The organism is Hoeflea marina (assembly GCF_003182275.1).
In the GTDB taxonomy this organism is placed as follows: domain Bacteria; phylum Pseudomonadota; class Alphaproteobacteria; order Rhizobiales; family Rhizobiaceae; genus Hoeflea; species Hoeflea marina.
In genome coordinates, this window is sequence record NZ_QGTR01000005.1 from 45,622 (window position 1) to 70,303 (window position 24,682).

At 65.2% G+C, this 24,682-nt stretch carries 27 protein-coding genes and 1 tRNA gene; 19 read left to right on the forward strand and 9 right to left on the reverse strand.

The window, feature by feature from the left end; all coding sequences use genetic code 11:
• Positions 1-221 precede the first annotated feature (221 nt).
• The 3 genes from araD to DFR52_RS18430 are packed head-to-tail and all read left to right on the forward strand — an operon-like array spanning position 222 to position 3,634.
• Positions 222-1,964, forward strand: coding sequence for an L-arabinonate dehydratase (gene araD / locus DFR52_RS18420; protein WP_110033778.1), 1,743 nt, complete (start codon positions 222-224; stop codon positions 1,962-1,964).
• Between the two features lie 10 nt (positions 1,965-1,974).
• On the forward strand, positions 1,975-2,685 hold the full coding sequence (locus DFR52_RS18425; RefSeq protein WP_110033491.1) for a ribonuclease activity regulator RraA: 711 nt from the start codon (positions 1,975-1,977) through the stop codon (positions 2,683-2,685).
• A 34-nt stretch (positions 2,686-2,719) separates the two neighbouring features.
• Positions 2,720-3,634, forward strand: a complete 915-nt coding sequence (locus tag DFR52_RS18430; RefSeq protein WP_110033492.1) for a dihydrodipicolinate synthase family protein — start codon at positions 2,720-2,722, stop codon at positions 3,632-3,634.
• Positions 3,635-3,750: 116 nt separating this feature from the next.
• On the opposite strand, the gene DFR52_RS18435 is transcribed toward DFR52_RS18430, so the two are convergent.
• A tRNA-Leu gene (locus DFR52_RS18435) sits at positions 3,751-3,835 on the reverse strand.
• A 267-nt stretch (positions 3,836-4,102) separates the two neighbouring features.
• Between DFR52_RS18435 and DFR52_RS18440 the strand changes: the two genes are divergently transcribed.
• Both DFR52_RS18440 and DFR52_RS18445 read left to right on the forward strand, forming a co-directional pair.
• The gene (locus DFR52_RS18440) at positions 4,103-4,684 is read left to right on the forward strand and encodes a YqaA family protein (RefSeq protein ID WP_110033493.1); all 582 of its coding nucleotides are present in this window, start codon (positions 4,103-4,105) and stop codon (positions 4,682-4,684) included.
• A 2-nt stretch (positions 4,685-4,686) separates the two neighbouring features.
• Positions 4,687-5,214 (forward strand): disulfide bond formation protein B, encoded by a 528-nt coding sequence (locus DFR52_RS18445; protein ID WP_110033494.1) that lies wholly within the window; start codon positions 4,687-4,689, stop codon positions 5,212-5,214.
• 5 nt (positions 5,215-5,219) lie between these two features.
• Here DFR52_RS18445 and DFR52_RS18450 read toward each other — a convergent pair whose 3' ends face one another.
• Together DFR52_RS18450 and DFR52_RS18455 are read right to left on the reverse strand one after the other, a co-directional pair.
• The gene (locus DFR52_RS18450) at positions 5,220-5,777 is read right to left on the reverse strand and encodes an HNH endonuclease (RefSeq protein WP_110033495.1); all 558 of its coding nucleotides are present in this window, start codon (positions 5,775-5,777) and stop codon (positions 5,220-5,222) included.
• 112 nt (positions 5,778-5,889) lie between these two features.
• On the reverse strand, positions 5,890-6,537 hold the full coding sequence (locus tag DFR52_RS18455) for a DNA-3-methyladenine glycosylase family protein (RefSeq protein WP_110033496.1): 648 nt from the start codon (positions 6,535-6,537) through the stop codon (positions 5,890-5,892).
• A 67-nt stretch (positions 6,538-6,604) separates the two neighbouring features.
• Between DFR52_RS18455 and gluQRS the strand changes: the two genes are divergently transcribed.
• Positions 6,605-7,519: a tRNA glutamyl-Q(34) synthetase GluQRS gene (gluQRS, locus tag DFR52_RS18460; RefSeq protein ID WP_110033497.1), complete on the forward strand. Its 915-nt coding sequence runs from the start codon at positions 6,605-6,607 to the stop codon at positions 7,517-7,519.
• Here gluQRS and DFR52_RS18465 read toward each other — a convergent pair.
• A complete protein-coding gene (locus DFR52_RS18465) occupies positions 7,507-7,791 on the reverse strand; it encodes a hypothetical protein (protein ID WP_146215632.1) in 285 nt (94 codons plus the stop codon). The genes gluQRS and DFR52_RS18465 overlap by 13 nt on opposite strands.
• A gap of 89 nt (positions 7,792-7,880) precedes the next feature.
• Complete coding sequence (locus DFR52_RS18470) at positions 7,881-8,753, reverse strand: YihY/virulence factor BrkB family protein (protein ID WP_110033499.1); 873 nt, start codon at positions 8,751-8,753, stop codon at positions 7,881-7,883.
• Between the two features lie 82 nt (positions 8,754-8,835).
• Here DFR52_RS18470 and DFR52_RS18475 point away from each other — a divergent pair, with 82 nt between their 5' ends.
• The 7 genes from DFR52_RS18475 (at position 8,836) to DFR52_RS18505 (ending at position 14,348) form a co-directional block, all read left to right on the forward strand.
• The gene (locus tag DFR52_RS18475) at positions 8,836-9,678 is read left to right on the forward strand and encodes an SDR family oxidoreductase (RefSeq protein WP_110033500.1); all 843 of its coding nucleotides are present in this window, start codon (positions 8,836-8,838) and stop codon (positions 9,676-9,678) included.
• Between the two features lie 72 nt (positions 9,679-9,750).
• Positions 9,751-9,948 (forward strand): twin transmembrane helix small protein, encoded by a 198-nt coding sequence (locus DFR52_RS18480; RefSeq protein WP_110033501.1) that lies wholly within the window; start codon positions 9,751-9,753, stop codon positions 9,946-9,948.
• A gap of 34 nt (positions 9,949-9,982) precedes the next feature.
• Positions 9,983-10,558, forward strand: coding sequence for a cob(I)yrinic acid a,c-diamide adenosyltransferase (locus DFR52_RS18485; protein WP_110033502.1), 576 nt, complete (start codon positions 9,983-9,985; stop codon positions 10,556-10,558).
• 99 nt (positions 10,559-10,657) lie between these two features.
• Positions 10,658-11,443: a rhomboid family intramembrane serine protease gene (locus DFR52_RS18490; protein ID WP_110033503.1), complete on the forward strand. Its 786-nt coding sequence runs from the start codon at positions 10,658-10,660 to the stop codon at positions 11,441-11,443.
• A 201-nt stretch (positions 11,444-11,644) separates the two neighbouring features.
• Positions 11,645-12,394 carry an electron transfer flavoprotein subunit beta/FixA family protein gene (locus tag DFR52_RS18495; RefSeq protein WP_110033504.1) on the forward strand — a complete coding sequence of 250 codons (750 nt, stop codon included), beginning with the start codon at positions 11,645-11,647 and terminating at the stop codon, positions 12,392-12,394.
• Between the two features lie 15 nt (positions 12,395-12,409).
• The gene (locus DFR52_RS18500) at positions 12,410-13,339 is read left to right on the forward strand and encodes an electron transfer flavoprotein subunit alpha/FixB family protein (protein ID WP_110033505.1); all 930 of its coding nucleotides are present in this window, start codon (positions 12,410-12,412) and stop codon (positions 13,337-13,339) included.
• Between the two features lie 127 nt (positions 13,340-13,466).
• Positions 13,467-14,348, forward strand: coding sequence for a 3-hydroxybutyryl-CoA dehydrogenase (locus DFR52_RS18505; protein ID WP_110033506.1), 882 nt, complete (start codon positions 13,467-13,469; stop codon positions 14,346-14,348).
• Positions 14,349-14,526: 178 nt separating this feature from the next.
• Here DFR52_RS18505 and tlpA read toward each other — a convergent pair whose 3' ends face one another.
• Complete coding sequence (tlpA, locus tag DFR52_RS18510; protein ID WP_110033507.1) at positions 14,527-15,225, reverse strand: thiol:disulfide interchange protein TlpA; 699 nt, start codon at positions 15,223-15,225, stop codon at positions 14,527-14,529.
• Positions 15,226-15,246: 21 nt separating this feature from the next.
• Between tlpA and argH the strand changes: the two genes are divergently transcribed.
• The 4 genes from argH to DFR52_RS18530 all read left to right on the forward strand — a co-directional run bounded on the left by argH (position 15,247) and on the right by DFR52_RS18530 (position 20,888).
• Positions 15,247-16,647: an argininosuccinate lyase gene (argH, locus tag DFR52_RS18515; RefSeq protein ID WP_110033508.1), complete on the forward strand. Its 1,401-nt coding sequence runs from the start codon at positions 15,247-15,249 to the stop codon at positions 16,645-16,647.
• A gap of 111 nt (positions 16,648-16,758) precedes the next feature.
• Positions 16,759-16,947, forward strand: a complete 189-nt coding sequence (lptM, locus tag DFR52_RS18520; RefSeq protein ID WP_110033509.1) for an LPS translocon maturation chaperone LptM — start codon at positions 16,759-16,761, stop codon at positions 16,945-16,947.
• Positions 16,948-16,956: 9 nt separating this feature from the next.
• Entirely contained in the window at positions 16,957-18,231 is a 1,275-nt protein-coding gene (lysA, locus tag DFR52_RS18525; RefSeq protein WP_110033510.1) for a diaminopimelate decarboxylase, read from the forward strand.
• Positions 18,232-18,335: 104 nt separating this feature from the next.
• Positions 18,336-20,888 (forward strand): TIGR02302 family protein, encoded by a 2,553-nt coding sequence (locus DFR52_RS18530; RefSeq protein WP_110033511.1) that lies wholly within the window; start codon positions 18,336-18,338, stop codon positions 20,886-20,888.
• Between the two features lie 9 nt (positions 20,889-20,897).
• Here DFR52_RS18530 and DFR52_RS18535 read toward each other — a convergent pair whose 3' ends face one another.
• The 3 genes from DFR52_RS18535 to DFR52_RS24315 form a co-directional block, all read right to left on the reverse strand.
• Entirely contained in the window at positions 20,898-21,257 is a 360-nt protein-coding gene (locus DFR52_RS18535; RefSeq protein ID WP_110033512.1) for a response regulator, read from the reverse strand.
• A gap of 133 nt (positions 21,258-21,390) precedes the next feature.
• Positions 21,391-21,933, reverse strand: coding sequence for a hypoxanthine phosphoribosyltransferase (hpt, locus tag DFR52_RS18540; RefSeq protein WP_110033513.1), 543 nt, complete (start codon positions 21,931-21,933; stop codon positions 21,391-21,393).
• A 161-nt stretch (positions 21,934-22,094) separates the two neighbouring features.
• Complete coding sequence (locus DFR52_RS24315) at positions 22,095-22,340, reverse strand: hypothetical protein (RefSeq protein WP_146215633.1); 246 nt, start codon at positions 22,338-22,340, stop codon at positions 22,095-22,097.
• 510 nt (positions 22,341-22,850) lie between these two features.
• Here DFR52_RS24315 and ftsE point away from each other — a divergent pair.
• The gene (gene ftsE, locus DFR52_RS18550; RefSeq protein ID WP_170132311.1) at positions 22,851-23,510 is read left to right on the forward strand and encodes a cell division ATP-binding protein FtsE; all 660 of its coding nucleotides are present in this window, start codon (positions 22,851-22,853) and stop codon (positions 23,508-23,510) included.
• Entirely contained in the window at positions 23,503-24,495 is a 993-nt protein-coding gene (locus DFR52_RS18555) for a cell division protein FtsX (RefSeq protein WP_110033516.1), read from the forward strand. The genes ftsE and DFR52_RS18555 overlap by 8 nt, the downstream gene beginning before the upstream one ends.
• The last annotated feature ends 187 nt before the right edge of the window (positions 24,496-24,682 follow it).

Sequence of the window (24,682 nt, forward strand, 5' to 3'; positions counted from 1 at the left end):
ACCGCCTGCGTGTGCAGCAACGGCTCCCGCCCTGCGCGATTTATGTATGCGCATACATTGCAAATGCTCATATCTGCAGCCCTCCTGTCAAGCACTTTCGGCCCACCGAAAAGCTATGAGTTGCTATGCTTGTGGAATGGACAATGCGTGTTGACGCTGTGAATGATTGCGCATACATAAGCTACAAGCGCCCGTACATGGGCAAGCAGGGAGAGCAGATCGTGAGCAAGAAACCGCAGAAGACCGCCGCCGACCTGCGATCGGCCCGCTGGGTTGCCCCCGACGATTTGCGCAGCTTCGGCCACCGCTCACGGCTGATGCAGATGGGCTACGGTCCAGAGGACTGGGTGGGCAAACCCTTCATCGGCATCCTCAACACCTGGTCCGACCTCAACCCCTGCCATGCCCATTTCCGTGACCGCGCCGAGGACGTGAAGCGTGGCGTGCTGCAGGCGGGGGGCATTCCGCTGGAGATGCCCGCGATCTCGGTGGACGAGAGCTTCACCAAGCCGACCTCGATGATGTACCGCAACCTGCTGGCGATGGAGACCGAGGAGCAGATCCGCAGTCATCCCCTTGATGGCGTGGTGCTGATGGGCGGCTGCGACAAGACCACGCCCGGCCTGGTGATGGGCGCGCTGACCGCCGGTGTGCCGATGATCTATCTGCCCGCAGGCCCCATGCTGCGCGGCAACTACGCCGGGCAGGTCCTGGGCTCGGGCTCGGACGCATGGAAATACTGGGACGAGCGCCGCGCCGGCACCATCACCGACGCCCAGTGGCAGGGTGTCGAAGGTGGCATTGCCCGCTCCTACGGCACCTGCATGACCATGGGCACGGCCTCCACCATGACGGCGATTGCCGAAGCGATGGGCCTGTGCCTGCCCAACGCGTCATCGATTCCGGCTCCGGATGCAGGTCACAAGCGCATGGCATCAGGCTGCGGACGGCGGATTGTCGACATGGTCTGGGAGGATCTCACCCCCGACCAGATCGTCACGCCGTCAGCGATCCGCAACGCGGCAATCGTCGCCATGGCCACGGGCTGCTCGACCAATGCCGTCATTCATCTGCTGGCCATGGCGCGCCGCGCCGGCGTCGACCTGACTCTCGATGACCTTGACGCACTCGGGCGCACAACGCCGCTCATCTGCAATGTCCGGCCTTCGGGCAAGGACTACCTGATGGAGGATTTCTTCTATGCCGGCGGGCTTAGAGCGTTGATGGCGCAACTGACCGACCGGCTCGACACCAGCGCCATCACCGTGACCGGCAAGACCCTGGGTGAGACGCTGGAAGGCGCCGAAGTCTACAATGACGACGTCATCCGGCCGCTCTCCAACCCGGTCTACCACGAGGGCTCGCTGGCAGTGCTGCGCGGCAATCTCTGCCCTGACGGCGCGGTGATCAAGCCGGCAGCCTGCGACCAGAAGTTCCAGCAGCACCAGGGTCCTGCCCTGGTCTTCGACAGCTATCCGGAGATGAAGGCAGCCATCGACGACGAGGATCTCGATGTCACCCCCGACACCGTCATGGTGCTGCGCAATGCCGGACCGCTCGGTGGTCCCGGCATGCCGGAATGGGGCATGCTGCCGATCCCAAAGGCGCTGATCAAGCAGGGCCACCGCGACATGCTGCGGATTTCGGATGCGCGCATGTCGGGCACCTCCTACGGCGCCTGCGTGCTGCATGTGGCGCCCGAATCCTTCATCGGCGGGCCGCTGGCTCTGCTCAGGACAGGCGACGTCATCCGCCTCGACATTCCCAACCGCAGTCTCGACATGCTCGTCGACGATGCGGAGCTTGAAGCCCGCCGCGCCGCCTGGGCCCCGCCGCCACAGCCCTTCGAGCGTGGTTACGGCTGGATGTTTGCCCAGCATGTGACCCAGGCCGACCAGGGCTGCGACTTCGATTTTCTCACCGCCGCCTTCGGCCGACCCGCCGGCGAACCCGACATCTATTGAGGACAAGACCATGAACAAGGATACCCACGCCCGGCTGATGGCTGTCTCCGTTGCAACGCTGGCGACCGCTTTGTTCAAGCGCGGCCTGCGCAACCAGGTGATCCAGGACGTGCGTCCGGTCGCCCGCAAGGGCCGCAACATGGTCGGCCCCGCCTTCACGCTGCGCTACATGCCGGCGCGCGAGGACCGCAACCAGCTCGTCGAATTCCGCAACCCGCAGCATCCGCAGCGCCAGGCGATCGAGCAATGCCCGCCCGGCTCCATCCTGGTGATGGACAGCCGCAAGGATGCGCGCGCAGCCAGCTCCGGCGACATCCTGATCACCCGTCTGATGGTCCGCGGCGGCGCCGGCGTCGTCACCGATGGCGGCTTCCGCGATTCCATGGTCATCGGCGAACTCGACATTCCCGCCTATCACCACCGTCCATCGAGCCCGACCAATCTGACCCTGCACGAGGCCATAGACATCAATGTGCCGATCGGATGCGGCGATGTCGCCGTCTTTCCCGGCGACATTCTCGTCGGCGACGACGACGCGGTGATCGTGATCCCATCCGGGATCGCCGACGAGATCGCGCGGGAAGCGGTCGAGATGACCGCCTACGAGGATTTCGTGGTCGAGCGCGTCAAGGCTGGCGCTCCGATCATCGGGCTCTATCCGGCCACGGACGAGACCAATCTCGAAAAATTCGCCGAATGGCGCAAAGCCAACAACCGCTAGCGCAATCCCAGCGGAAGCGCCGACAGGACCGTCCATGCCCAAGACCATCACCGAACTCCGCGCCGCCCTTTCCGGGATCTCCGGCATCCTTGTCACGCCGTTTGACTCTGACGACCGCATAGCGCCGGCACGGCAGAAGCCGATCGTCGAACGCGCCGTCGACGCCGGCGTGCACATCCTGGTGGCCAACGGCAACACCGGCGAGTTCTACGGCCTGACGATGGACGAGGCCGAGGCGATGGTGGCGGGCGCCGCCGAGCACATCGATGGCCGCGTCCCGCTGTTCGGCGGCGTCGGCCGCTCGGTGCAGGATGCCTGCCGCCTGGCCACGACGTCGGCCCGGGCCGGCGCCGATGCGCTGATGGTGCACCAGCCGCCCGATCCGTTTTCCGCGCCGCGCGGCTTTGTCGAATATGTGCGCCGCGTGGCGGGCGCGTCCGATGGACTGCCGCTGATGCTCTATCTGCGCAATGACATGATCGGCACCCGCGCCATCGTCGAGCTCTGCGCTATCGAAGGCGTGGCCGGCGTCAAGTGGGCGACGCCCAATGTGTTGAAGCTCGCAGACGCCATGGCCAGCACCGATCCGTCGATCATCTGGGTCGGCGGGCTGGCCGAGACCTGGGCGCCGCCGCTCTATGCGGTGGGGGCGCGCGGCTTCACCTCGGGCCTGATCAATGTCTGGCCGCAGCGCTCGGTTGCCATCCATGCCGCGCTCGATTCGGGAGACTACGCGACTGCCAACCGGCTGATCGCCGGCATGCGGGTGTTCGAGGACATCCGTGCCGAGGAGCTCAACGGCACCAATGTCACCGGCGTCAAGGCGGCACTCGCCGCCATCGGCCACGACTGCGGCCGTGCCCGCCCGCCATCGGCCTGGCCGCTGACCGAGGCGCAGCAGAACAAGCTCGACGCCTTCGTGGCCGGGGAACAACTGCCGCGCTTCTGAGCCAGAGCGCCTCTGCTTTTCGTTGAAGCGGAGAGGCGCAATCAGCTTTTGATTCGTCGCGTTGTCGATTGCGCAATTCGAAATGGAAGACGGATCAACCGGCCCTTGAGACGGTTTGGTGCCCCCTGCCGGAATCGAACCAGCACTCCTCTCGGAACCTGATTTTGAGTCAGGCGCGTCTACCAGTTCCGCCAAGGGGGCGCGTCCGGCGGACCGGAGCGAACGGTCGGGACTATAGTCGGGGTTTTGGCGCGGTCAAACGCTTTTTCCACCCCGGGATGCATGACGCGTCCGGCAGGCGGACCCCGGGCGCCGGCGATTCCCCAGGCTGATACGCCCGGCTGTTCAGTCGCATCCGGCGGGCGACGCCTGCGCAGTGGCGATAACGCCGCCGGCACAAATGCCGGTTTACGCCCGACCGCTTTGCGCCTAAAACCCCTCGGCCACGCTCCGCCGGAAGGATCCTCCATGCTTCGACGCCTCTACGACTGGACCATGTCCCTTGCGGCCACTCGGAACGCCGAGCGGGCGCTGTTCGGCGTCGCCTTCGTCGAAAGCTCGATCTTTCCGATTCCCCCGGACGTGCTGCTCATTCCCATGACCCTGTCGGCGCCGCAGCGCTGGATGCGGTTCGCGCTGCTGTGCACCATCGGCTCGGTGCTCGGTGCCTTCCTGGGCTACGGCATCGGCAAGTTTCTCTATGACAGCATCGGCGTCTGGATCCTCGACGCCTACGGCATGACCGACAAGTTCGACCACATCGCCGACTGGTACAACACCTATGGCGGCTGGGGTGTCCTGTTTGCCGCCGTCACGCCGTTTCCCTACAAGGTGCTGACGATCTTCTCCGGCGCCACCGGGCTCAACATCCTCGTCTTCGCCGCCGTCAGCCTGGTCGGCCGGGCGATGCGCTTCTTTCTGGTCACCTGGCTTCTCTCCCGCTTCGGCGAGCCGATCCGCCTGTTCATCGAGAAATATCTCGGCCTCCTTTTCACCGCTTTCGTCGTGCTTCTGCTCGGGGGATTCTACGCAGTCAGGTTCGTGTTCTGATCATGGCAGGTTTCTCGCCCCTCCTTGCCCCGGCCGGCCCCGTCCAGATCCGCTCGTCGGTTCTCGTCACACTCGGCATGGCCTTCACCGTCGGCTCGGCGCTCGCCTTCGAGCATGTCGGCGGCTACATTCCCTGCGCGCTCTGCCTGCTGCAGCGCGACCCCTATTACTATGGCCTTCCGCTCGGCATTCTCGCCGTTCTGAGCTTTGTGCTGAAGCTCCCCGCGTGGACCACGCGCGGATTGCTGGTCATCATCGCCGTCCTGATGGTCGTCGGCGCAGGCATGGGCGTGTATCATTCGGGTGTGGAATGGCATTTCTGGGCCGGGCCGAGCGCCTGCTCGACCGCGGCGCAGGGCGTGACCACCAATGCCGGAGACCTGCTGGGTGATCTCAATTCCAAGAAGCCGCCATCCTGCGACGCGGCATCGCTGCGGGTGCTTGGCCTCTCGTTCGCCGGCTGGAACGTGCTCGCCAGCCTGGTGCTAGCGGCCATCGCCCTGCGCGGGGCCGTCTCCAATCGCCGATAGACCGCTCAGGGCTGCAGTTCGACATCCCAGTAGAGATAATCCATCCAGCTTTCGTGGAGGAAATTCGGCGGGAACATCCGGCCGTTGTTGTGCAGGTCCTGCACGGTCGGTCGGTAAGGAGTCTGGAACGGCACCATGCCGGCGCGCTCGGGCATCTCGCCGCCCTTCTTCAGATTGCACGGCGAGCAGGCGGCGACCACGTTCTCCCATGTCGTCTGGCCGCCGCAGCGGCGCGGGATCACATGATCGAAGGTCAGATCCTCGCCCGAATGGCAGTACTGGCACTGGAAGCGGTCGCGCAGGAACACATTGAAGCGGGTGAAGGCCGGATGCCGCGACGGCTTCACATAGCTCTTCAGGCAGACCACGCTCGGCAACCGCATCTGGAAGCTCGGCGATGACACGGCATGATCATACTCTGCGACAATATGAACGCGATCGAGGAACACCGCCTTGACTGCATCCTGCCAGGACCACAGCGAAAGCGGATAATAACTCAACGGCCTGTAATCGGCGTTCAGCACGAGCGCCGGCAGGGACTGGGGAGACACATAAATCGTCAAGCTACGCTCCTGATCGACTCGGCACCTGAAACTATATTAGGCGCAGTGTGACAGCGTTGTGAAGCCGATCATTTCGATGAGCCCTGCCGCGGCGAGCTTGCCGATGCGACGCTCAGGGCGCAAGCGGGGCGGCATCACGGCGCATATGGGCGGCATAATAGGCCCAGAGCAGCCGTGCCGCGACGCCGCGCCAGGGGCTCCAGGCCTCGGCAATGAGGGCCAGCGCCCGCGGTGCGGGCCGGCCATCCAGCCCCAGAGCGTGGGCCGCGGCACTCTGAAGCGCCACGTCGCCGGACGGAAAGATGTCGACATGGCCGGCGCAGAACAGAAGATACACTTCCGCCGTCCACGGCCCGACCCCCTTGATAGATGTCAGCGCGGCCATCGCCTCGGGTGCCGGCACCGTGCAGAGACGGTCAAGATCGAGGCCGCCGAAGACGACGGCGCGGGCCACCCGGTCGAGCGTCGCCGCCTTGGCGGCCGACAGACCCGCCGCCCGGGCCGTGGCAGGATCGAGGCTGAGGATCGCCTCCGGCGTCACCCCGCCGGTGGCAAGCTGCAGCTTGCGCCACAGCGCGCCGGCGCTGGCCTTTGAGACCATCTGCCCGAGGATGATCTCGGTCAGGGCCGCGTAGCCCGGCTGGCTGCGTCTGAGCGGCACGCGGCCCGCCTGGTCAATCACCCGCGCCAGTCGGGGATCGGCGCCGAGCAGGCCCTCCAGCCCGTCCCGGATATCGTCTTCGCTGTCGATGCGACGCATGGTCGTCTCCGGGTGTTCGGGCAAAGGCCTTCGTGACGGTCATTTCAAAACATGCCAAAAGGCTCGGATGCGCGATTCCCTGCCCCCTCACCGCACCATAGTCCGGTTTGCGCCCAGCCCCAATGGCCTGCTGCATCTCGGCCATGCCCGGTCGGCACTGGAAAACTGGCGGACGGCCGAGCGCGAGCACGGCACCTTCCTGCTCCGCATCGAGGACATCGACGCCGACCGCTGCCGGCCGCACTACGAGACGGCCATATTCGAGGATCTCAGCTGGCTGGGCCTCGACTGGCCCTTGCCGGTGAGGCGGCAGTCGGAGCATCTGGATGCCTATCGCGAAGCCCTCGCCGAGCTCCAGGCCTTGGATCTGGTCTATCCGGCCTTTCTCAGCCGCGCCGACAGCGCCCGCGCCATTGCGTCGGCGGAAGCCGATGGAGCAGCCTGGCCGCGCGATCCCGACGGCGCGCCGCACTATCCGGGCGCCGAGCGCGCCATGGCCGCCTCCCAGCGCAGGCGGCGGGTCGAGGCGGGCGAACCCTTCGCCTGGCGCCTGGACATGAGGGCGGCCTGCGCGGGTGCTGCAGGCCGATTGCAGTGGCTTGAGGCGGACGGCGCCGCGGGCCGGATGGTCGAGGCCGATCCGGCAAGCTGGGGCGACGTGGTGCTGGCTCGCCGCGACACACCGACGAGCTACCATCTGTCGGTCACGGTGGACGACCATGTCCAGGCGATCACCGATGTCATCCGCGGCCGGGATCTCTATCACGCCACATCGGTCCACCGCCTGCTGCAGACGCTCCTCGGCTTTCCCGCGCCCCGGTACCGCCACCATGGACTCGTCACCGACGCCTCCGGGCGGAAGCTGTCCAAGAGCGACGGAGACACCGCCATCGCCAGCATGCGCGCGGCCGGGATGAGCCCGGCGTCGGTCGCGCGCCTCGCCTTTGCAGGCGAGGCGCCGGGCGACGATCAGACCTTCTGAACCAGCCGCTTGATCAGCGCCAGCATGAACAGCATCACGAAGGCGAACGCGATGGCCGCCGGCATCACCATCGGTCCGGCGACCAGTCCGCCGGGCAGACGGTCGACGAGGTTCAGTCCGACCGCAAATCCGCTGAGCAGGATCAACATGTTTCCGACCACGCCGAAGCCCTGCGAGCCCAGCACCGAATCCATGGCATTGCCGACAAAGAAGGCTGACACCGCGGCAAGCGCCGCGTAGATCAGCTTCATGTCGGCGGGCAATCCAGTCATCACAGCCACATCCTCCGACTGTTTTTCAAGGCCTTATTATATCATGGTGAATCCACGCGTCGGCGGCTCTCTGCCGGCAAGGATAACGCTTAACCCTGATGAGCCGCCAACTGTGCCTTTGCGGCACGCTCCTCGCGCGTGCGGGCGCGGATCTTCATGATCGCCGCATTGATTTCGGCCCCGAGAATGAAGATCGCCGCCAGGATGTAGAGAAACACGATGGCGATCATGATCGACGCCAGCCCGGCATAGGTGGTGACGTAATTGGCGAATTCCTTGAGGTAACTCGCAAACATCAACGCTCCCGCCACCCAGAACACCAGCGTGACGGCGATGCCGGGAAGCACGTCGACGATCCGCCGGCGCCCTGCCGGCAACCACAGATGCGACGCCACCAGGCCGGCGATCAGCACCACGACCGCTACGAGAATGCGCCAGTTGTCGACGGCGGAGATCAGCGTCTCCATCCACGGCATCACTCTGCGCGCGATCTGCACCGCCAGCGGCGCCAGCACCAGAAGAAAGCTGATCGCCATGATCACCAGCACGGCGATGATGACGAAGGCAATGCTTTGCGCCCGGGTCGAATACCAGGGCCGGGTTTCCGTCACCCGATAGGCCCGGTTGAGCGACACTCGGAGAGCTTCGACGCCGTTGGCGGCAAAAAAGGCCGCCGCCAGCACGCTGACGGTGAGCAGGCCGCCGCGCTCCACGGTCAGCACCCGCACCACCTCCCGCGAGATCGGGTCGGCGATTGTGGCCGGCCAGGTGTCGAAGATGAGGTGGGAAGCCGTCTCGGCATAGGCGTCAGCGCCGAGAAAGCTCGCCAGCGCCGTTCCGAATATCATGAACGGAAACAATGCCATGAGAATCGAAAGCGCGACATGGCTGGCCATCGCCCATCCGTCGTCATTGTTGAAATGGTTGATCGCGTCACCCACTATGGAGCGGAGTTTTCTCAAGGTGACGTCCTTCTGGCAGCGGCATTGTCAGTTGCCACTGATTATGGGATTGCATCGACCACATGAACAGGGGTGATCGCAGATGACGACAGAAATCGACCGGCGCGTCATTCTCATCACCGGCTGCTCGAGCGGCATCGGCGCGCATTGCGCCCGCGCACTCCTGGCCGACGGCTGGCGCGTCATCGCCAGCGCGCGCAAGCCGGCCGACCTCGCCACCCTGCAGGCGGACGGACTTGAGGCTCTCGCGCTCGACTATGCCGACCCGGCGAGCATCGCTGCCTTCTTCGATCAGGCCATGAACCTGACCGGCGGCCGCTGCGACGCGCTGTTCAACAACGGTGCCTACAGCCAGGTCGGCGCCATAGAGGATCTGCCTGTGGAAGCCCTGCGCGCCCAGTTCGAGACCAATGTCTTCGGCTGGCATGACCTGACGCGGCGGGTGATTCCGGTCATGCGCGCCCGGGGCAGCGGGCGGATCGTCCAGTGCTCGTCCATTCTCGGACTGGTGCCCTATCGCTGGCGCGGCGCCTACAATGCCTCCAAGCATGCCATCGAGGCGCTGTCGGTGACGATGCGGATTGAGCTGCAGGGCACGGGCATCCATGTCAGCCTGATCGAGCCTGGGCCGATCGAGACCAGGATTGCCGCCAATGCTCTCGGCCATTTCGAGCGCAACATCGACCGCGACGGCTCCGTGCACCGCGAGTTCTACGCCGCCCAGATCGCGCGGATGCGCGGCGATTCGGGCGCGCGCCCTGCCAGGCTCGGGCCCGATGCGGTCTGCAAGGTGCTGCGCCATGCCCTGAATTCGCCTTCGCCCAAGCCGCATTATCCGGTCACCCTGCAGGCGCGGATCGGTGTCATCGCCCGCAGGCTGCTGCCGGCGCGACTATTCTACGCATTCCTTGCCCGCCAGAATTGATTGCCACCGGATTGGATCGCGCCGCCGAATGCCCTATCTCAGGGTCACCAGAGTTCCAAAAGGCAGAGCTTCATGTCATCCGTTACCTATGTGCTTTCCATCATCGTCATGATGGCCGTTGCCGCCGTGCTGATCCGCGGCCTCGTCAACATGGCCCGCAATGGCAATGCCAATCTCTCCAACAAGCTCATGCAGATGCGCGTGCTGTTGCAGTTCGTCGCCATTGTGCTCATTGTCGCCACCCTGTGGCTGACCGGCGGCGGTCGCTGACGGGGACGGATCGGCTGCAAAGGGGGGACCGGACATGGTCAAGTTGAACAAGATCTACACGCGCACCGGTGACGATGGCCGCACCGGCCTGGCCAGCGGCGACCGCAGGCCGAAATACGATCTGCGCGTTGCCGCCTATGGCACGGTCGACGAGGCCAACTCGGTCGTCGGTCTGGCGCGCCTGCACACGAGCGGGCACGCCGAACTCGACGCCATGCTCTCGCGCATCCAGAACGACTGCTTCGATCTCGGCGCCGACCTCGCCACCCCGCATGTCGAAAACCCGGAATACGAGGCACTGCGCGTCACCGACCACCAGGTCGACCGGATCGAGTCCGACATCGACCGCCTCAACGCCGATCTCGAGCCGCTGCGTTCGTTCGTGCTGCCGGGCGGCACGGCGGCGGCCGCCCATCTGCACCTGGCCCGCACAGTCTCGCGCCGCGCCGAACGCATCATGGTGGAACTGTCCGACCAGCCCGGCGAAACGGTCAATCCGGCCGCCATCCGCTTCGCCAACCGACTGTCGGACTTCTTCTTCGTCGCTGCCCGCTGGGTCAATGACCAGGGTCGCGCGGACGTGCTGTGGGTTCCGGGCAAGAATCGCTGACGAGCCTCGGCCGGCTGGGGCCCCGGGGCGCCCACGGCAGCCCGGAACTGTTTGGATTTCCACCCTGTTGCCGTAGCGTATCCTGATTTGCGAGGCCCGATGTTCATCCCGCTGCATGATTTCAACAGCCTCAAGCACATCCGGCTGCAATGGGTCACCTGGTCGCTGATCGCCGTCAACCTCGCCATATGGGGCCTGACAGGACTGGCCGGCGAGGAGAGCGAGTTCACCACCGCGGCCGTGCTCGGACTGGGCTACATTCCCGCCGTCTCCAACGGTCTTGCCTATCTCGATCCGCTTGACGTGCTGGTGCCGGACAATTTCACCTACCTGACCTATGCCTTCGTGCATGGAAACTTCTTCCATGTCGCTTCCAACATGCTGTTTCTCTGGGTCTTCGGCGACAATGTCGAGGACGCGCTGGGGCATGTCCGCTTTCTGATCTTCTATCTTGCCTGCGCCGCCGCAGGGGCCTTCGTGCACGGACTGCTGTTGCCGCACTCGCAGGCTCCGCTGATCGGGGCGTCCGGGGCGGTGGCCGGAATTGTTGCCGCCTATCTGATCCTGCATCCGCGGATTCGGATCTGGGTGCTGATCCTGGGCCGTATCCCGCTGCCGCTGCCGGCCTACATTCCATTGCTGCTCTGGGTCGGTTTCCAGTTCGTCATGCTGCTGGCCGATCCCGAAGGCGAGGTTTCCTGGGCCACCCATGCGGGCGGCATTCTCGCCGGGGGCCTGCTGGTGGTGGTCATGCGTCGCCGCGGAGTGCCGCTGTTCGACCGCGTCATCGAGAGCCCTCGTGCGGTCGTCCACAAGTCAGCCGACCCCGCCGTCGCGGCCAAGTCCGGTCCCGATGCGCCGCCGCCGGTGCACTGGGGCCGGTGAGCCGCCCACAACGACCGGGTGAGCTCGCGCCACCGCCAAGAATCCGCCTGCGCCTGCGACAGCTTCGCCTCAGGCGCCGCACGGCGGTTGAATTCGCATCAAAATCGGGTATCCATGTCGCCATTCGGCTATCGGAGCGCCCCGATCACGGGCATTGTCCGAAAAACAGCTTGAGGCCCGCAGCTTTAGGAAGGGAATCGAATGAAAATCCTCGTACCGGTCAAACGGGTTGTCGACTACAACGTCAAGATCCGCGTCAAGCCAGACGGCAGCGGCGTTGAGCTTTCCAACGTCAAGATGTCGATGAATCCCTTCGATGAGATTGCTGTCGAGGAAGCCCTGCGCCTGCGCGAAGCCGGCACCGCGACCGAAGTCGTCGTCGTCTCAATCGGCCCTGCAAAGGCCGAGGAAACCCTGCGCACCGCGCTCGCCATGGGTGCCGATCGCGCCATCCTCATCGAATGCGAGACCCTCGTCGAGCCGCTCGCCGTCGCCAAGCTGCTCAAGGGCGTGGTCGGGGAAGAAAATCCCGACCTGGTCATTCTCGGCAAGCAGGCCATCGATGACGACGCCAACCAGACAGGCCAGATGCTCTCCGCCCTGCTCGGCTGGGGCCAGGCGACGTTCGCCTCCAAGATCGTCATCGCCGATGGCTCGGCCAGCGTCACCCGCGAAGTTGATGGCGGCCTGCAGACCATCTCGGTCAAGCTGCCCGCCATCGTCACCACTGACCTGCGCCTCAACGAGCCGCGCTATGCCTCGCTGCCCAACATCATGAAGGCCAAGAAAAAGCCGCTGGACAAGAAGACCGCGGCGGATTTCGGGGTCGATGTCACACCGCGGCTGGAAGTCATCAAGACCGAGGAGCCCGGCGGCCGCAAGGCCGGCGTCAAGGTCGGCTCCGTTGCCGAACTGGTCGACAAGCTCAAGAACGAAGCCGGCGTGCTCTAAGGACAGGAATCAATCATGGCCATTCTCATTCTAGCCGAACATGACAACGCCACTCTGTCCGACCAGACAGGCAAGGCGCTTTCCGCAGCCAAGGAAATCGGCGGCGACATCCACATTCTGGTGGCCGGCAAGGACGCCGGTGCTGCCGGCGACGCTGCCGCCAAGCTCGAAGGCGTCGCCAAGGTGTTGCTCGCCGAGGGCGACGAATACGCCAACAAGCTCGCCGAACCGCTGGCGGCGCTTATGGTGTCGCTCGCCGACGGCTACGACACTCTGATGGCGCCCGCCACCACTTCCGGCAAGAACGTCATGCCGCGCGTCGCCGCCCTGCTCGACGTCATGCAGATTTCCGACATCATCGAGGTCAAGGGTGCCGACACCTTCAAGCGCGGCATCTATGCCGGAAACGCGCTGCAGACGGTGCGGTCCACCGACGCCAAGCGGGTGATCACCGTTCGCACCGCCAATTTCCAGGCGGCAGGCGAAGGTGGCTCCGCCAAGGTTGAAAGCATCAAGTCGGCCGGCGATCCGGGACTGTCGTCCTTCGTCAACGACGCCCTGTCCTCGAGCGACCGTCCGGAACTGACTTCGGCCAGGATCATCATCTCCGGTGGTCGTGCACTGGGCTCGTCGGACAAGTTCAAGGAAGTCATCCTGCCGGTGGCCGACAAGCTCGGCGCCGCCGTCGGCGCTTCGCGTGCAGCCGTCGATGCGGGCTATGCGCCCAACGACTGGCAGGTCGGCCAGACCGGCAAGGTGGTCGCTCCGGACCTCTACATCGCCTGCGGCATTTCCGGCGCCATCCAGCACCTGGCCGGCATGAAGGATTCCAAGGTTATCGTCGCCATCAACAAGGATGAGGAGGCGCCGATCTTCCAGGTTGCCGACTACGGACTGGTCGCCGACCTGTTCACGGCGCTTCCGGAGCTTGAAAAAGCGCTCTGAGTTCGCATTTTTTCACTCAGATCAATGGCCGGGCTGGACGTCTCCATCCCGGCCATTTAGCTTTGCGGCTCCGGGTGCGTAAGGCATGCGCTTCGCGCCGTTCCAACAGACCAGTCAGGCGAAATCCATGGGCAACCAGATCAAGAGTGTCGGCATCATCGGAGCGGGTCAGATGGGCGGCGGGATCGCCCATGTCTGCGCCATGGCGGGCTACGAGGTCCGGGTTCATGACGTCTCGGCCGACCGGCTGCAGACCATGCACGCCACCATATCGGGCAACCTCGCCCGCCAGGTCTCTTCCGGCAAGACCACGGAGAGCGAGCGCGAGCAGGCGCTGGCCCGCATCAGACCGGCGCCGGCGATGGCCGACCTTGCCGCCATGGATCTGGTGATCGAGGCAGCGACCGAGGACGAGACCGTCAAGCGCAAGATCTACCAGCAGCTCTGCCCGGTGCTCAATCCAGAGGCGATCCTGGCCACCAACACCTCGTCGCTGTCGATCACCCGGTTGGCCTCGTCGACCGACCGGCCGGAGCGGTTCATCGGCATCCACTTCATGAACCCGGTGCCGGTGATGAAGCTTGTCGAACTGGTCCGCGGCATCGCCACCGAGGACACCACCTTCAAGTCCGCCCGCGCCTTCATCGACACGCTCGACAAGACCATCACCGTGGCCGAGGACTTCCCCGCCTTCATCGTCAACCGCATCCTGCTGCCGATGATCAACGAGGCCATCTACACGCTCTATGAGGGCGTCGGATCGGTGGAGGCCATCGACACCGCCATGAAGCTCGGGGCCAACCATCCCATGGGGCCGCTGCAGTTGGCCGATTTCATCGGGCTCGACACCTGCCTGTCGATCATGCAGGTGCTGCACGACGGGCTGTCGGATTCGAAATATCGCCCCTGCCCGCTGCTGGTCAAATATGTCGAGGCGGGCTGGCTTGGCCGCAAGTCGAACCGCGGCTTCTACGACTATCGCGGCGACGTGCCGGTTCCTACGCGCTAATTCATGTCGCCCGTACAAGGAGCTAAAGCACATCGCGTGAATCTGAATTCCCGCGACGTGCTGAGAGCATTTCCGGCGGCCGTGAAATTCACGTCGTCGCAGGGAATGCGACAATTCAGTCACCCGGAGCGCTTCTGCGATCCAATGAAAAACTGAAGCGCTCCGGCAGGTCGTGCCGTCAGGAGCCAGCGGGCACCGGCGTCTGCGCGGCGATGGCTGCCTTCACAAGGTCATGGGCGTCTGCGCCGGCCCATTCGGCCGGCCCGTTCATCGCCCCCATCAGGCAGCCGTCGGCGCCGACCAGCAGGGTCACCGGCAGGCCGAAGGCCAGGCCTTGCTTCTTCATCGTGTTGAACACGTCCATCGACGGGTCGCGGTGCAGGCCCAGATTGTCAACGCCGATTTCGGCCAGGAATGCCTGCGGCTTGGCCACGTCGCCGGTGTCGATGTTGATCGGCATCACCGAAAACCCTGCCCCGCCAAGATCTGCCTGCAACTTCGACAGCGCCGGCATCTCGGCCCTGCAGGGCGCGCACCAGGTCGCCCACAGATTGACCAGCAGCACCTGCCCACGATAATCGCTGAGCGTCTTCTGCGCCCCGTCGGTGTCAACGAAACTCAGCGCCGGCAGCGGTGTCGCCTCCTCGCGGATCGCCATTGCCGCAACCTCGCCGCGGGCCAGCGGCTTGAGCTCCGCCAGGGTTTTGGCTTTGGTCTCGCACTCGCCGCCGACGATCGCGACCTGGTTTTGTGCCGCCTCTCCATTGCCATAGTGCAGTCCGTTCCCGTATATCCAGCCGGCGCTGACTGCGGCGCCGAGCCCGATTGCGATGGCAGCCAGGGCGGCGGTGGACAGTCTCGGTGATGAATGGCTCATGAAAAACTCCAGGACAGGCTCATGTCAGACAGCAAGGACCCGAAGGCCTCCAACCAGATGTGGGGCGGACGCTTCGCCTCCGGACCGGCGGCGATCATGGAGGAGATCAATGCCAGCATCGACTTCGACCGCAAGCTTTATGCGCAGGACATCCGCGGTTCAATCGCCCATGCGGCGATGCTGGGCAATACTGGCATAATTTCGGCGGAGGACTGCGACAAGATCACTCACGGGCTGAACACGATTCTGTCAGAGATCGAATCCGGCAGCTTCGTCTTCTCCCGCCGGCTCGAAGACATCCACATGAACATCGAATCGCGCCTGGCCGAGCTAATCGGCCCCGCCGCGGGCCGGCTGCACACGGCACGCTCGCGCAACGACCAGGTGGCGCTCGATTTCCGCCTCTGGGTCAAGGAAGAGCTGCAGCGGACCGAAGCGGCGCTCAGCGGCCTGATCGGCGCCTTTCTCGACCGCGCCGAGGAACACGCCGACACCGTCATGCCCGGCTTCACCCATCTCCAGACCGCCCAGCCGGTGACCTTCGGCCACCATTGCATGGCCTATGTCGAGATGTTCGGCCGCGACCGCCAGCGGGTCCGCCACGCCATCGAGCATCTCGACGAAAGTCCGATCGGCGCTGCGGCCCTTGCCGGCACCGGATTTCCCATCGACCGTCACATGACGGCAAAGGCGCTGGGCTTCCGCGAGCCCACCCGCAACTCCATCGACACGGTCTCGGACCGCGATTTCGCCCTTGAATTCCTGTCGATCGCGGCGATCGCGGCGACGCATCTGTCGCGGATCGCCGAGGAAATCGTCATCTGGTCGACGCCGCAGTTCGGCTTCGTCCGGCTGTCGGACGCCTTTTCCACCGGCTCGTCGATAATGCCGCAGAAGAAGAACCCCGACGCGGCCGAGCTGGTGCGCGCCAAGACCGGCCGCATCAACGGCTCGCTGGTGGCGCTGCTCACCATCATGAAGGGCCTGCCGCTCGCCTATTCCAAGGACATGCAGGAAGACAAGGAACAGGTCTTCGATGCCGCCGAGAGCCTGGAACTCGCGCTTGCCGCGATGACCGGCATGGTCCGCGACATGACCATTCGCGCCGACAGGATGAAGGCCGCTGCCGGCACCGGCTATTCCACGGCCACCGATCTCGCCGACTGGCTGGTGCGCGAGGCCGGCCTGCCGTTCCGCGACGCCCACCATGCCACCGGACATGCCGTGGCGCTGGCCGAAAAGAGGGGCTGCGAGCTCGCCGACCTGTCGCTGGCCGACCTGCAGGCCATCAATCCCGCCATCACCGACGGCATCTTCGACGTTCTCACCGTCGAGGCATCGGTTGCCAGCCGCCAGAGCTTTGGCGGCACGGCCCCTTCCGAGGTTCGCAAGCAGATCGCCTGGTGGCGCGCCCGCAATTGATCAAGCCGGCACCCAGATGCATCAAAGGAATAAGGGTGCACACCGCCGCAAAAACCCGCTATGTAAGCCTCCATTCCAGCCCACGCCCGCCAAGACGCAGGATCAGACACCATGACCATCAGCCCTTGGGTGAAAACCATCTGCACCATCGCCGTCCTGACGGTGGCCCTGTCGGGCTGCGGCCGCAAGGGCGGACTGGAACGACCAGGCGCAACCATGACCAACCCGCCCGCGCAAGGCACGGAGACGACGCCGCCCGTAGAGGACCGCCGCTTCATCCTTGACGGACTCCTCGAATAGGCGACCCCGTTGAATCATTTCGAATACCGCAATGGCGTGCTTCACGCCGAGGAGGTGAGCCTGCCGGCCATCGCCAAGGCCGTCGGAACCCCTTTCTACTGCTATTCCAGTGCTACGCTGTCGCGGCACTACACCGTCTTTGCCGATGCCTTCGCGGACATCGATTCGATGGTCTGCTACGCCATGAAGGCCAACTCCAACCAGGCCGTGCTGACGACGCTCGCGAGACTCGGATCGGGCATAGACGTGGTCTCGGAAGGCGAACTGCGCCGCGCGCTGGCAGCCGGCGTGCCCGCCGAAAAGATCCTGTTTTCCGGCGTCGGCAAGCTGCCGCGCGAGATGGACGCGGCGCTCGCCGCCGGCATCTGCTGTTTCAACATCGAGTCCGAGCCGGAACTGGAAGTGCTCAACGCGCGGGCGCTGGCCACGGGAAAGGTGGCGCCGATCTCGTTCCGCATCAATCCCGACGTCGATGCCAGAACCCATGCCAAGATCTCCACCGGCAAGAAGGAGGACAAGTTCGGCATCTCCTGGCAGCGCGCCCGCGAAGTCTATCGCCATGCCGCGACATTGCCCGGGGTCCGGGTCATCGGCATAGACATGCATATCGGCAGCCAGATCACCGACCTTCAGCCCTATGACGACGCGCTCAAGCTGATGGTCGAACTCATCGGTGTGCTGCGCGCCGACGGTCACGACATCAGCCATTTCGACTTGGGCGGCGGACTCGGCGTCCCCTATCGCGACGACGAAACCGTGCCGCCGAACCCCGAGGCCTACGCCAGAATGGTCAAGGCACGGGTCGGGGACCTTGGCTGTAAGCTGATCTTCGAACCCGGCCGGATGATCGTCGCCAATGCCGGCGTTCTGGTCAGCGAGGTCATCTATGTGAAGGATGGCGGCGAGAAGACTTTCGTCATTGTCGATGCGGCCATGAACGACCTTATCCGCCCGACCCTCTACGAAGCATGGCACGAGATCCGCCCGGTCGTGCTGTCGGCTGCCAGCGGCTCGCGCATCAAGGCCGACATTGTCGGTCCGGTCTGCGAGAGCGGCGACTACCTTGCCAAGGACCGCGAGATGTCGGCGCTGAAGGCCGGCGACCTCATCGCGGTCGGATCGGCGGGGGCCTATGGCGCGGTGCAGGCGGGTACCTACAACACCAGGCCGCTGGTTCCGGAAGTCCTGGTCAAGGGCAATCGGTTCCATGTGGTGCGCAAGCGTCCCACCTATGAGGAGATGATCGCGCTGGATTCGGTTCCGGACTGGCTCGCCGAGGCTTGAACCGCCAGGCAGGGCCCCCGCACCTGCCGCTCACTTTTTCGCGACAGGCCTCGCCAAGGCCGCAATCGGTGCTATCTTTGCTCAAAACCGCAAGGGAGATGCCGATGGCCCAGCCGCGCGACGGCAACGAGACTCCGGACCGAGCCGAGGCCGGCGTGACCTCCCGACCGCTGTCGCTGATCCGGTTGCGGATGCGTCTGGTGATGGCCGCCGAGCAGTTGTTGCTGCTGGCAACTCCTATCTGCAGTGTTGTTGCGCTGTTCCTGATCCTCTCATGGCTGGGATGGTTCCGCGCCGTGCCGGAATGGCTGCGGCTCGGATCGCTCGGCTTGCTCGCCCTGGCCGGCCTGGCTTCGCTCTGGCCCTTCAGCCATTTCCGCCCTGCCGCCGGCCGCGCCATCGACGAGCGGATCGAACGGCAGAATTTGATCCGTCACCAGGCCGTCGCGGTGCAGGACGACCGGATCGACAATGACGATGCCTTCGCCCGCGCCCTCTGGCAAGAGCACCAGCGCCGCATGGCGCGGCAGATCGGCCAGCTGTCGACCGGCATTCCCCGGTCCAACCTGCCTGAGCGCGACCCCTATGGCGGCCGTGTCGCCGTGGTCCTCATGCTGATCACCGCGGGCGCCTACTCGCTGTCGTCGGGCTCCGGGCGGATCGCCGATGCCTTCATGCGCCATGACCGCGCCAGCCTGCCCGACATCCGCATCGATGCCTGGATCAGCCCGCCATCCTATGTCAGCAAGCCGCCAGTCTTTCTCACAGGGCTGGTCAACAATGGCCAGGGACCGGTCGAGGCCATCGTCGGCAGCCAGATCACCGTCAGGCTTGGCGGCGCCTCTCCCGACGCGGCGGTTTCCTGGCGCGACGCCGCCAGCGGCGAAAGCCGGCCGTTGCCCGCCGCGGATCCGGCGCTTGCCGCCGCCGCGCCGACGGACAGGGGATCGCCGCAGTCGACTGTCTTCACCTACAAGCCGACGGCCGACGGCGTTCTAGAAGTGGCGGCCGGCACGGCGCCCCGGCAGTGGCCGATTCGCATGCTGCCCGACCAGCCGCCCGTGGCGTCTTTTGTCGAGGAGCCGCGCCGTGCCGTCAATGGCGCGCTCGAACTCGACTACACGCTCAGCGACGACCACGGCCTGGTCTCGGCCGAGGCCGAGATCGTCCCGCTGGACTCCCAGGGGCCCGACGCGCGACCCCTGTTCGAGCCGCCGAAATACCGCCTGACGCTGCCTCGGCGCAATTCCGCCGACAACCGCGCCACATCGAGCCAGGACCTCACCGAGCACCCCCTCGCCGGCCAGAAGGTTCGCATCACGCTGGTGGCGACCGACGGCGCCGGACAGCAGGGACGCAGCGAGACACTGGAAACTGTGCTTCCCGGTCGGCGTTTTTCCGAGCCCCTGGCCGCCGCGGTGGTCGAACAGCGCGGTCTTGTGGCGCTCGACGCCAACAATGTGGACCGCGCGCTGGAGCTCAACGATGCGCTGATGGTCGCGCCCGAGGAGACGATCCCCAACCTGATCCACTATCTGCTGATGAAGTCGGTGCGCGGCCGGCTCGCCTATGCCCACAATGACGACGATCTCAGGGCTGCGGTCGACTATCTCTGGGGCGTGGCGCTGCAGATCGAGGACGGCAACCTGTCGCTGGCCGAACGCCGGCTGCGCGACGCGCAGCGCGCTCTGTCGGAGGCGCTCGAGAACGGCGCCACCGACGAGGAGATCGCCAAGCTGATGGACGAGCTGCGCGAGGCGATGCAGGAATACATGCAGGCGCTCGCCAGGCAGGCCGAATCCAACCAGGCGCAGCAGCAGCCCATGGACCCGCAGAACATGCTGCGCCAGCGCGATCTTGAGAACATGCTCGACCAGATCGAGAATCTCGCCCGCTCCGGCGCCCGAGAGCAGGCTCAGCAGATGCTCTCGGAACTGCAGCGGATGATGAACAACCTGCAGGCCGGCCGCCAGCAGCGCCAGCAGCAGCAGGGCGGGCCGATGCGCCAGCAGATGGACAAGCTCGGCGAGATGATGCGCCAGCAGCAGCAACTGATGGACCAGACATTCCGCCTCGACCAGCAGGGGCGGCAGATGCAGCCCGGCGAGGGCGGCGACGAGCAGCAACAGGAGGGCCAGGACGGGCAGAGCCAGCAGCAACAGCTCGGCGAACTGAGTCAGGGTCAGCAGGCGCTGCGCGATGCCCTTGGCCAGTTGCAGAAGGATCTGGAGGCGATGGGAATCACCCCCTCCGAGGGCTTCGGCGAGGCCGGAGAGGCGATGGGCGACGCCGCTGGCGATCTCGGCGAGGGCGAGACCGGCAATGCGCTGTCCAACCAGGGCAAGGCGCTGCAGGCGCTGCGCCAGGGCGCCGAGGACATGATGAACCAGATGATGCAGGCCATGGGCAATGAACAGGGCGAGGCGGAGGGCGAGGGCGCGGCGCGCACCGGCAACCGCAATTCGGATGACCGCGATCCGCTCGGTCGTCCGAGAGCCACCACCGGCCCCGATTTCGGCTCACGCGTCAAGGTGCCCGACGAGATCGACATCCAGCGGGCCCGCGAGATCCTGGACGCCATCCGCAAGCGGCTCGGCGATCAGTTGGGACCGGATGTGGAGAAGCGCTACCTGGAGCGGTTGCTGGACCTGCAATAGGGCGTCAGGTCATGCCGCCAATGCATCGGCGACCGCCTGCCGGATCTGCGGCAGGGTGAACGGCTTCTCGAGGACATCGACGATGATCCTGGTCAGCGAATCGGCCCGCTCCCGCTGTTCGGCGTAGCCGGTCATGAGAAGGATCGGCAGTGCGGGGCGGAGCTTCGCCACTTCCATCGCCAGCTCAATGCCGTCCATTACCGGCATGCGGATGTCCGAGAGCAGCAGATCGAACTCCTCGCTGACGATGTGGTCGAGCGCCTCCGCACCGTCGGCCGCCTCGACGGTTTCGTGGCCGTCCAGCCGCAGCGCCCGTGCCACGAAGACGCGAAGCGAACTTTCGTCTTCGGCGATGAGGATACGCGCCATGCTTCCGCTCCACCGTTGCACCAGTTGCGAATCACGCCCCATGCTGCGCCGGTGGCGGCAGCCAGGTCAAATTTGATGCTCTCCCCAATTCTGGGGGGCCGCGGTTTGCGCCCGGTCAGGGCCTGCGGTGGCCTCAGGCGTCGCCCTTGACGACGCCGACGAAGGGCAGTTCGCGGAATGCATAGGCCACGTCCATGCCGTAACCGACGACGAAATAGTCCGGGCATTCGAAACCGACATATTCGGCATCCAGACTTCCCTCGCGCCGCGAGCGCTTGTCCAGCAGAACAGCGATATCGACATGGCGGGCCCCTCGCTCATACATCAGGTCGCGCGCAAAGCGCAGCGTCCTGCCCGATTCGAGGATGTCATCGATCAGCAGCACGTCGCGGCCGCGCACATCGCTGTCGATGTCCTTGATGATCTTGACGCCCTGGCTGGTCGTGCCCTTGCCGTAGCTCGACAGGGTGATGAACTCGACCTCCGGCGCCAGCCCGACATCATGCAGGGCGCGAATGAGATCGGCGGCGAAGATGAACGACCCCTTCAGGATCGAGATGACCAGCAGGTCATGCTTCGGATTCCTCGCGATTTCGGCTGCCATGGACAGGTTGCGCTCGGCAATCTGGGCGGGGGTAAACAGCGGTTCGATGATTTTACCGCGCACGACCGGCATGAAGCACTCCTCTGGATCATGTCCGTCACCCGCAGGTGACCCTGTTGCATTGGGAGGACGCTTCGTCCGCGACAGCCGCGGCCCGCACCCGACCAAGTCCTAGCGGAAGCAGGATCGACTTGGAACCCTTGTTTCCCACCATTCACATCAGACGGCGTCGTTCAGCTGCCGCCGCGAATCATCAGGATCGAGCCGGCGCGCTCGATCCGCGGCGGGCGCGGTGTGGCGCGGATGACCTGTACGGGCTCGGCTACCGCCACGGCTGGCTTCGCGGCCGGTTGGTCGACGACGGACGCGGTCGGCATTGCGGTTGGCGAAGCGGGGACGGGAACCGCGGCGCCCGCCGGTGTCGCCTGCGGGATGAAGAGCGCGTGACCTCCGGCCATCCAGAAGGCGGCAAGCGCCACGACAGCCACTCCGCCGCATAAGGCTCCGACGGCAGGCCGGGAGCGCCGTATCGCAGAGCCGCCTGTAAAGATCCGCAGCCCGTGCGGATCCCGCCTTGGCCTGACGGCGGCCGTTTCCGCTCCGGGCTCGCCCATCGTCGACGCGTCGGCAGACGCGGTCTGAGCCGGGTGCGGCCGTCGGTCGGCAGGTGGGGCGGAGACGATCTCGAACTCGGCGTCCTCAACGTCGCGGACAGACAGGGAAGATGCCGCGGCGGCAGGCGGAAGGGGGCGCAGCAAATCGTCAAGCCCGGGGTCGATCATCCGCAATTGGTCGCGTGACCGGCTCATTGAGGTCTCTTTTCCGCGCTAAGGCTTACCAGCCATTGAAACATCCGTTGCCGAGACGTAAACGGGAATGGTTAATGCTTGGAAAACAAGCGCCACAGACCGCAGCCATCGCGGCTGCTTTAACCTTGCGTTTACCATGCGGGGGCGACCGTGCAGCGAGCTGCGGACAGGAAAGTACCCTTGATTCATTTTGAAAATGTCGGATTGCGCTATGGCATGGGGCCCGAGGTGTTGCGCGATCTCACCTTTGACATTCCGAAGAAGTCCTTCCAGTTCCTCACCGGCCCTTCCGGCGCCGGCAAGACCACGCTGATGCGGCTCTTGTTCATGTCGCTGCACCCGACGCGCGGGCTGATTCGCATGTTCGACCGCGACATTTCATCCATCGGGCGCGATGAGTTGCCGCTCTTGCGGCGACGCATCGGCATCGTCTTCCAGGATTTCCGCCTGCTCGACCACATGACCACCTACGAGAACGTGTCCCTGCCGCTCCGGGTGCGAGGCAAGGATGAATCCACCTATCGCTCCGACGTCATCGAACTGCTGAAATGGGTCGGCCTCGGCGAGCGCATCAATGTGCTTCCGCCTGTGTTGTCGGGCGGTGAGAAGCAGCGCGTGGCCATTGCCCGGGCGCTCATCGACCAGCCGGAAATCCTGCTCGCTGACGAACCCACCGGCAATGTCGACCCACCGATGGCCCAGCGGCTTTTGAGCCTGTTCATCGAACTCAACCGGCTCGGCACCGCCGTCGTCATCGCAACCCATGACCTGACCCTGATGGACAAGGTCGATGCGCGCCGGATGATTCTGAGCGAAGGGCGGCTCGATATCTATGACTGACGCCAATCCCGCCCGCACCGGAGACCCGCGCCGGCCGCGCCCGGTGGTGCTGCGCCCTATGGCTCCGATCGTGCCGCGCGGCAATGTCTCGGGCAGCGCACTGGTCATTGTCATCGCCATCATGTCGTTTCTCTGCTGCATGACGCTGGGCAGCGTCACCATGGTTCGCGAGACGGCTGAGAGCTGGCAGGGGCAGATCTCGCGCGAGATCACCATTCAGGTCAAGCCGGCAGATGGAGCCGACATGGATCTGGCCCTCGACTCCGTCCGCACGTCCGTGCTGTCGTTCAGCGGCGTGCTCAGCGCAGAGATCGTCGACCGCGCCGCCACCGCGCGGCTGCTCGAACCATGGCTCGGCAGTGATTTCAGCATGGATGACCTGCCGGTGCCGCGGCTGGTCATCATCACCATCGACGAGACCGCGCCCCCCGATTTCGGCGCCATTCGGCAGGCCCTGGCCGAAGCGGTGCCGCAGGCGGCGCTCGATGACCACCGCGCCTGGACGGACCGGCTGATTGCCATGGCCCGCACGACCATCGTCATCGGCATCGCCGTTCTCACCCTGATGCTCGCCACCACCATGCTGACGGTCATCTTCGCCACCCGCGGGGCCATGGCCGGCAACCGCCACATTATCGAGGTGCTGCATTTCGTTGGCGCGGAATCCGGCTTCATCGCATCGCAGTTCCAGCGCCGCTTCCTGATCATCGGGCTCAAGGGGGCGAGCGTGGGCGGCTGCGCGGCCGGCCTCACCTTCCTGGCGCTCAGCATCTGGCAGCAGGCATCCATGGCCACACCGCTCGCCGATCAGGCCTCGGCGCTGTTTGGACGGTTCCTTCTTGGCGGCGCCGGATATGTCGGCATCGTCTTCGTCATCGCCCTGATTGCCGGGATGACCGCCATCACCACACGGCTGACCGTGATCCGCACCATCCGGGAGATCGACCGGGAGCGCGCCGACCCTTCGTTCGGCGAGCTGGACTGATGCCTGTCGCCAGGGAGCGTTCGGCCGGTCCGTGGACACGCCAGGCATGCCTGCGAAGAGCCAGGGCCAAGCGCGCAATTCCACGCCAGGCGATGTGCTTTGGCGCCGTCGTCGCGACCGGCACCATCGCGTCCGGCGACACCGCTCGCCGGAAACGGGCATGCCCCGTTTCGGACAAGAATCGGTC